Source organism: Flexivirga endophytica, from assembly GCF_014640635.1.
Lineage (GTDB): Bacteria > Actinomycetota > Actinomycetes > Actinomycetales > Dermatophilaceae > Flexivirga > Flexivirga endophytica.
Genome location: NZ_BMHI01000002.1, coordinates 749,416 through 755,415 on the forward strand (window position 1 = coordinate 749,416; position 6,000 = coordinate 755,415).

Annotated in this window: 7 protein-coding genes; 3 read left to right on the forward strand and 4 right to left on the reverse strand. The window is 67.0% G+C overall.

Annotated elements, in window-relative coordinates; genetic code table 11:
• The first annotated feature begins 72 nt into the window (after positions 1–72).
• Positions 73–585, forward strand: a complete 513-nt coding sequence (locus IEX71_RS08545; RefSeq protein WP_188836519.1) for an amino-acid N-acetyltransferase — start codon at positions 73–75, stop codon at positions 583–585.
• Positions 586–726: 141 nt separating this feature from the next.
• Here the strand turns inward: IEX71_RS08545 and IEX71_RS08550 are convergent, their stop codons facing one another.
• Complete coding sequence (locus tag IEX71_RS08550; RefSeq protein WP_229749579.1) at positions 727–1,068, reverse strand: GNAT family N-acetyltransferase; 342 nt, start codon at positions 1,066–1,068, stop codon at positions 727–729.
• Between the two features lie 289 nt (positions 1,069–1,357).
• Between IEX71_RS08550 and IEX71_RS08555 the strand changes: the two genes are divergently transcribed.
• The gene (locus IEX71_RS08555) at positions 1,358–1,894 is read left to right on the forward strand and encodes a CGNR zinc finger domain-containing protein (RefSeq protein WP_188836520.1); all 537 of its coding nucleotides are present in this window, start codon (positions 1,358–1,360) and stop codon (positions 1,892–1,894) included.
• A 23-nt stretch (positions 1,895–1,917) separates the two neighbouring features.
• Here the strand turns inward: IEX71_RS08555 and IEX71_RS08560 are convergent, their stop codons facing one another.
• The 3 genes from IEX71_RS08560 to IEX71_RS08570 are packed head-to-tail and all read right to left on the reverse strand — an operon-like array spanning position 1,918 to position 4,569.
• Complete coding sequence (locus tag IEX71_RS08560; RefSeq protein ID WP_188836521.1) at positions 1,918–2,886, reverse strand: ABC transporter ATP-binding protein; 969 nt, start codon at positions 2,884–2,886, stop codon at positions 1,918–1,920.
• Between the two features lies 1 nt (position 2,887).
• Positions 2,888–3,718 carry an ABC transporter permease gene (locus IEX71_RS08565; RefSeq protein ID WP_188836522.1) on the reverse strand — a complete coding sequence of 277 codons (831 nt, stop codon included), beginning with the start codon at positions 3,716–3,718 and terminating at the stop codon, positions 2,888–2,890.
• The gene (locus tag IEX71_RS08570; protein ID WP_229749580.1) at positions 3,715–4,569 is read right to left on the reverse strand and encodes an ABC transporter permease; all 855 of its coding nucleotides are present in this window, start codon (positions 4,567–4,569) and stop codon (positions 3,715–3,717) included. The genes IEX71_RS08565 and IEX71_RS08570 overlap by 4 nt, the downstream gene beginning before the upstream one ends.
• Before the next feature lie 204 nt (positions 4,570–4,773).
• Between IEX71_RS08570 and IEX71_RS08575 the strand changes: the two genes are divergently transcribed.
• Complete coding sequence (locus IEX71_RS08575; RefSeq protein WP_229749581.1) at positions 4,774–5,436, forward strand: class I SAM-dependent methyltransferase; 663 nt, start codon at positions 4,774–4,776, stop codon at positions 5,434–5,436.
• Positions 5,437–6,000: the final 564 nt, after the last annotated feature.

The window sequence follows — 6,000 nt, forward strand, 5'->3', positions numbered from 1 at the left end:
CGAAGTGCCGACGGTCGGTCTGTGGGGACGGCCGCCGCATCCGCCGGTCGAGCGCTGCGGAAAGATGGGCGCATGACGCTGAGTGATCCCGCCCTACGCATCCGTCCGGCCCTCGCCACGGACGTGCGCGGGATCCGCGAACTCACCAAGCCCTATGTCGAGTCGCGGGCGATCGTGCCGAAGCCGGCCGTCGCCTACTACGAGGGCGTGCAGGAGTTCCTGGTCGTCGAACGCGAGGACCGGCTGGTCGGGTGCGGGGCGATGCACGTCATGTGGGAGGACGTCGCCGAGATTCGCACGCTCGCCGTCGCCGCGGACGAGAAGGGGCAGGGCATCGGCGGCACGCTGCTCGCCGGGCTGATAGAGCGCGCTCGCGAACTCGCGGTGCGACGGGTCTTCTGTCTGACCTTCGAGGTGGGCTTCTTCGCCGCGCACGGATTCGCGGTCATCGACGGTGAGCCGGTCGAGCCGGCCGTCTACGCCGAGATGCTGCAGTCGTATGACGAGGGTGTCGCGGAGTTCCTCGATCTCGACCGGGTCAAGCCGAATACCCTCGGCAACCACCGGATGTTGCTCACGCTCTGAGCCGGTCGCCGGGCGTGCCGGTCAGTGCAGCATGAGCCGCATGAGCGGCGCGCTCCGGGAGGCGAATCCGGCGCGTTCGTACATCGGCAGTCCGCTCTGCGTGGCGAGCAACTCCGCGCGCCCGGCTCCGCTGCTGCGGGCCTAGTGCACCACCGCCTCGAAAGCCGCCCGGCCGTGGCCGCGTCCGCGATGCTCGGGGACGGTGCACACGTTGCTGATCAGGACGTCGCCGCCGTCCGGTGATGTCGGCGACGGTGCCGCGTCGCGCAGCAGGCCCATCGCGCACGCGACCACGCGCCCGGACTCGATCACCACGAAGATCCCGCAACCGGGATCGTTCAGGTGCTGCTCGAACCACCGGCGGGCGTTCGAGCGCCAGGTGTCGTCACCGCCCAGCACGTCCATCGCCCGGAACATCTCGGCACGCAACTCGACCAATGCGTCCTCATCGCCATGCTGTGCCCTGCGGACCTGGCTCGTCATACGGAGCACCGTATGACGACCTGCCGACGGCTCGCACGGTGGCTGGACTCCGGGTTGCGATCTCAGCGGGGGAGTACGTGGCTGATGCCTTCGGGCACGACGGTCGAGGTCGGCTGCAGATCCACTCGTCGGGCACCGCACTCGACACATTGAACGTAAGTCAGGATGCCGAGCGACGTGTTGTGCCGGGACTCGGTCTGCCAGGCGTGTTCGGTTGTGCGTGCTGGTGTTTGGCGACTGTGTGGTTGCGTCGAGATCGTCATACAGCCAAGCGTGATGTAATGGCATTGTGCAACTCAACCCTTACGGCGAGTATGCCGTGCTGTTGGCCGCGTCGCTCGCGAACGACTGGCCCGAGGACCGCGCCGGCATCGAAGCACGCACCCGCGTGTTCGGCATGACCATGCCCTTCCCGGAAGCGCCGAACGATCACGCCGAGACACGACGGATGATCGACCAGTGGCTCGCCGTCGTCGACGCGGACAGCGACGCCGAGCGCGCCCGGCTGCTCAACGTGCTGATGAAACGCGCCACGGCATACCCGCGGCTGGTCGACCACGACAACGAGGGCTGGCACCTGCACTACCGCGACGACGACCAGACGATGCCGCACGTGCTGCGGGCCGTGATCAGCGTCGGGACGGCATTGCACCTGACCACCCGCGGCATGCACCGTTTGGCGCGATGTGCGGCGGGCGCGACGCCGGGCGACCCGTGCACCGACGTCGTCGTGGACATCACGCGCAACGGTCGGCAGCGGTACTGCTCGGTGCGCTGCGCGAACCGGGACGCGGTGCGCCGCCACCGGGCTCGCGCGCAGGCGTGAGTGGTCGCCCTCCGCTCGGAGAGCTAGCGGCTGGCGCGGTAGATCCGGCGTACGACGTCCTCGATGTCTGGCTCCTCGATGGACAGGTCCCGCAGCTGCGCTCGCTCGCCAACGGCCGCGAGGACCGTTGCCGCAGTGGTCATCTCGGAGTCGAACGCCAGCCGCTGGCGTGCGCCGGCGACCTCGCTGCCCAGGTGGGTGGTGTGCGGTATGCCGGTCAGATCGGGGGTCGCGTCGGCGAAGTCCAGCACCAGAGTGCGCTCGGCTCCGGCGGCACGCGCCAGCCCGTCGAGACTGCCGTCATACACCGCACGACCGTGGTCGACCACGAGCACGCGCTCGCAGAGTCGCTCGATGTCGCCCATGTCGTGGGTCGTCAGCAGCAATGTGGTGCCGTGCTCGCGGCGCTCGGTGATCAGGAACTCGCGCAGGCGTTGCTTGGAGAGCACGTCGAGACCGATCGTCGGCTCGTCCAGGATGACCAGCCGAGGCCGGTGCAGCAGCGCCGCGGCGACCTCCGCGCGCATCCGCTGGCCGAGCGAGAGCTGGCGCACCGGCGTCGCGAGGAACTCGGTCAACTCGAGTTGTTCGATGAGCTCGGTGCTCCGCGAACGAGCGGCCGCGCCGGGGAGTTGGTGGATCGCGGCGAGGATGTCGAACGACTCGCGCACCGGCAGGTCCCACCACAGTTGCGACCGCTGTCCGAAGACGACGCCGACCTGGGCCGCGAGCCGGCGCCGCTCCCGATGCGGGTCGATGCCGCAGGTCCGCACGGTGCCGCTGGTCGGCACCAGGATGCCCACCAGCATCTTGATGGTGGTCGACTTGCCCGCGCCGTTCGCGCCGATGTAGCCGACCGACTCGCCGGGGCCGACCAGCAGCCGCAACTCGTCGACCGCTCGCAGAGTGGTCTTGCGCAGGGTTTCGCGGCCCTTGCCGCGCCGGGTGAATTCCCTTGTCAGGCCGTCGGTCTCGATGATGTAGTCGACCAATTCAGCCGCCCCCTCCTTGATAGTGGCGGACGCCGAAGCGCCACATGATCAGTGCGAAGCCCCACATCCACACGGCGGCGACCGGGGTGCACCAGGCCAGCCAGTTCGGCATGCCGGCCGGTCCGGGCAGGTCGAGCAGCCGCAGCGCCGGCACGTATGCCGCCAGAGCCATCGGGAAGACGAAGCCGAAGAGTCCTTTCAGCGGCAGCGACCACACCGCAGCGGGCTGCGTCGCCGCGTAGCGGCCGCCATACACGAACGCGTTGGTGAACTCCGCGCCCTGGATCAGGAAGAACTGCACGCCGGCGGCCCAGATGTACATCGCCGAGAAGATCGCGATCGCGCAGACGATGGTGAGCACCAGCAACGCGACATGCGCCACGGACCAGTGGATGTCGTTGATGCACAACGCGATCACCAACGAAGTGAGACCGATGCCGGCGCGCGTGAGCCGGCGCAGCGAGATGTCACTGGTCATCAGTTGCAGCAACAGGGGTTGCGGCCGCAAGTAGAAGACGTCGAGGGTGCCTTCGCGGATGTATTTCGGCAGCGTGTCGCAGTGGCCGACGACCATGTCCGCGATCGAGTAGCACATGTCGGCGAGACCGAAGACGAGCAGCACCTGGGTGAAGTTCAGGCCACCGAGCACGGTTACCTGGTGGAAGAGCAGCCAGACCTCCGCCAGCTCGATCAGGCCGACGAGCCCGGAGCTGGCCAGGTCGATGACGAAGTTGCTCCGGTAGCTGCGCTGGGAGCGCATCCGGGAGGCCAGCACCGCCCGGTATCCCGCGAATCGGGTTGGTATGGCGTCCGTCTCGGCCGTGAGGGTCATCCTCCTTGCACCTCCAGCTTGCGTCGACCAGCGGTCGTCAACAGGTGACCGATCAGCAGCGTCCCGGCCAGCCAGGCGAGCTGCACGCCGACCAGTCCGTATGCCGCGCCACCGGTGGTGCGGCCGGTCAGGATGTCGATCGGATACATCATCATCGACGGGCAGGGAGTCGCCTCGGCGAGCGCCAGCAGCCAGTCGGGGAAGAGCGCGATCGGCACGAAGAGGCCGGCGAAGAAGCCGGACAGGACCATGTAGAGGATCTGGATGCCGCGGGTCTCGATCAGCCAGAAGCCTGCGACAGCAACGAGATACACGGTCGAGAAGGAGACCGTTATGCCGATGACCAGGCTCACCAGGCCCAGGACATAGGCGGTCGGTGAGGTCGGCATCGTCATACCGACGAGCAGCGCGCCGATGGCGACGCTCGGCAGTCCGCGGGGGATGAGCGCGAAGACCGCCTTGCCGACCTCCGTTGCGATCGTTGCCATTTGGACGTTGACCGGGCGCAGGAAGTCGACGGCGACATCGCCGTTCTTGATCCGCTCGGAGAAGTCGAGCCGCCCGTGCAGGTTGACCGAGCCGAGCATCCCCTGGGAGACCCAGATGTAGGCGCTCATGCTGCCGACGTCATACCCCTGCACGGTGCCGCCGGCCGCGCGCACGGTGGCGAAGAGCATGGCGACCTTGAGGAAGCCGAAAGTCATGTTCGCGACGAGGCCGCCGAACATCGCCAGGCGGTAGGCCGCCTGCTCGCGGAAGCCGGCTGTGAAGAGGCGGCCATAGGCGCCCCAAGCGGGTCGAGTGCCGGGGGAACGAAGTGGAGGAGGTGTATCGAGACTCGCCGCACGCACAAACGCAAGAACATACCGACGAAGCGCCGTGCGGGCAACCCTCAGGTTTCGCTTGATCGGCTACGTGGCTACGTGGGTGAGTTTCGAGGGCATCCGGGCGGTTGCGCTATGGGTGGAGTGCTCGGTGGACGAGAGCCGTCAAGCTGTCCGGACGGCGCTCCTGGTCGTTGGCTGTGTCCGTGTGGCCCGTTACTGTCGCAGGCCATGACGATCGACTGGGTTGCGGATACGAGAGAGTCCTACGATCGCGTTGCCCAGCCGTACGCGGACTTCACTTCGGGAGCCGACACGACCAGCGCATACATGATCGGAACGTACGGAATGCTCGCCGGCTCATGTCGAAACGACCGCGCACCACTACGACCCATCGTCGCCGACATCGGATGTGGTCCGGGGATGTGGGTGCACCTGCTGGCCACTATGGGCGTCGAGGCGATCGGAATCGATCTGTCACCAGGAATGATCGACCTCGCGCGTGCTCGCAGCAGCGATGCCCGTTTCGAGGTCGGCTCGATTCATGACCTTGAACTACCCACCGACGGCGTCGACGGAGCCGCGTGCATGTACGTGCTCCACCACCTGCCGGACGACGCGATCGACGCCGCCCTCGATGAGCTGGTGCGCGTCGTTCGACCAGGCGGCGTTCTCCTGCTCGGCGGCCACATCGGTGACACGCGCCGCGTCAAGACCGAGGGCTATGGCGGCCACCCGATGCACGTGCTGTCGCTGCGCCGCCCAGCGAGCCTGTGGGAGGCCAAACTACGTGATCGAGGCATGACCATCGAGGCGCATACCATCTACGACCCTGACGAAGACACCCGCACCCACACTCTCTTTACGCGAAAACCGGCAGCGTCAACGCACTGATCTGCTGCGAACAGCGCTGACCAGTTGGCGGCCACGGTTGCCACCGACTGCTGACGAAAACACCCGCAAGTCGATCGTCTTCTGACACGCCCCTGCCAGGCAGCTTCACCCTTGGCGATCGCCGTAACCGGGTGGAGGATGGCTGCAAGGAGGCTAGCTGTCCATGTCCCGTGACCCGTGGCGATACAGCGACATCGTCGAGGTACCCGATGTCGTCGGTCTGCATGTTCGCGACGCGGCCCGGGTGGCCTACGTCGCCGGCCTCAAACTCGCGCAACCGGACCCGGATGGACCACCACTGGCAGCTTTGACCTGGCCCGACGACTACTGGATCACCGAACAGGAACCACCTGCCGGATCAAGTAGCTGGCGTTGGGATCCGCTCGTCGTTCACTGGTCGGCCTCACCTGGCCAGACCGGTGTTCGCGAGCCGCGACGACCATCCCCTCCGGCAGGCACACTTGCCGGCGAAATCGACCCATCGGCGGACCGATAGCCGATCCCGTTGTGGCACGCTCCGCGTGACGATCGATCATCGAAACTGGTCCGGCGATTTCTTCGAGA

Bases quoted from the DNA above. Each gene is read 5' to 3' on its own strand.
- IEX71_RS08545 (WP_188836519.1), top strand. From the start codon at position 73: ATGACGCTGAGTGATCCCGCCCTACGCATCCGTCCGGCCCTCGCCACG.
- IEX71_RS08550 (WP_229749579.1), bottom strand. From the start codon at position 1,068: ATGACGAGCCAGGTCCGCAGGGCACAGCATGGCGATGAGGACGCATTG.
- IEX71_RS08565 (WP_188836522.1), bottom strand. From the start codon at position 3,718: ATGACCCTCACGGCCGAGACGGACGCCATACCAACCCGATTCGCGGGA.
- IEX71_RS08575 (WP_229749581.1), top strand. From the start codon at position 4,774: ATGACGATCGACTGGGTTGCGGATACGAGAGAGTCCTACGATCGCGTT.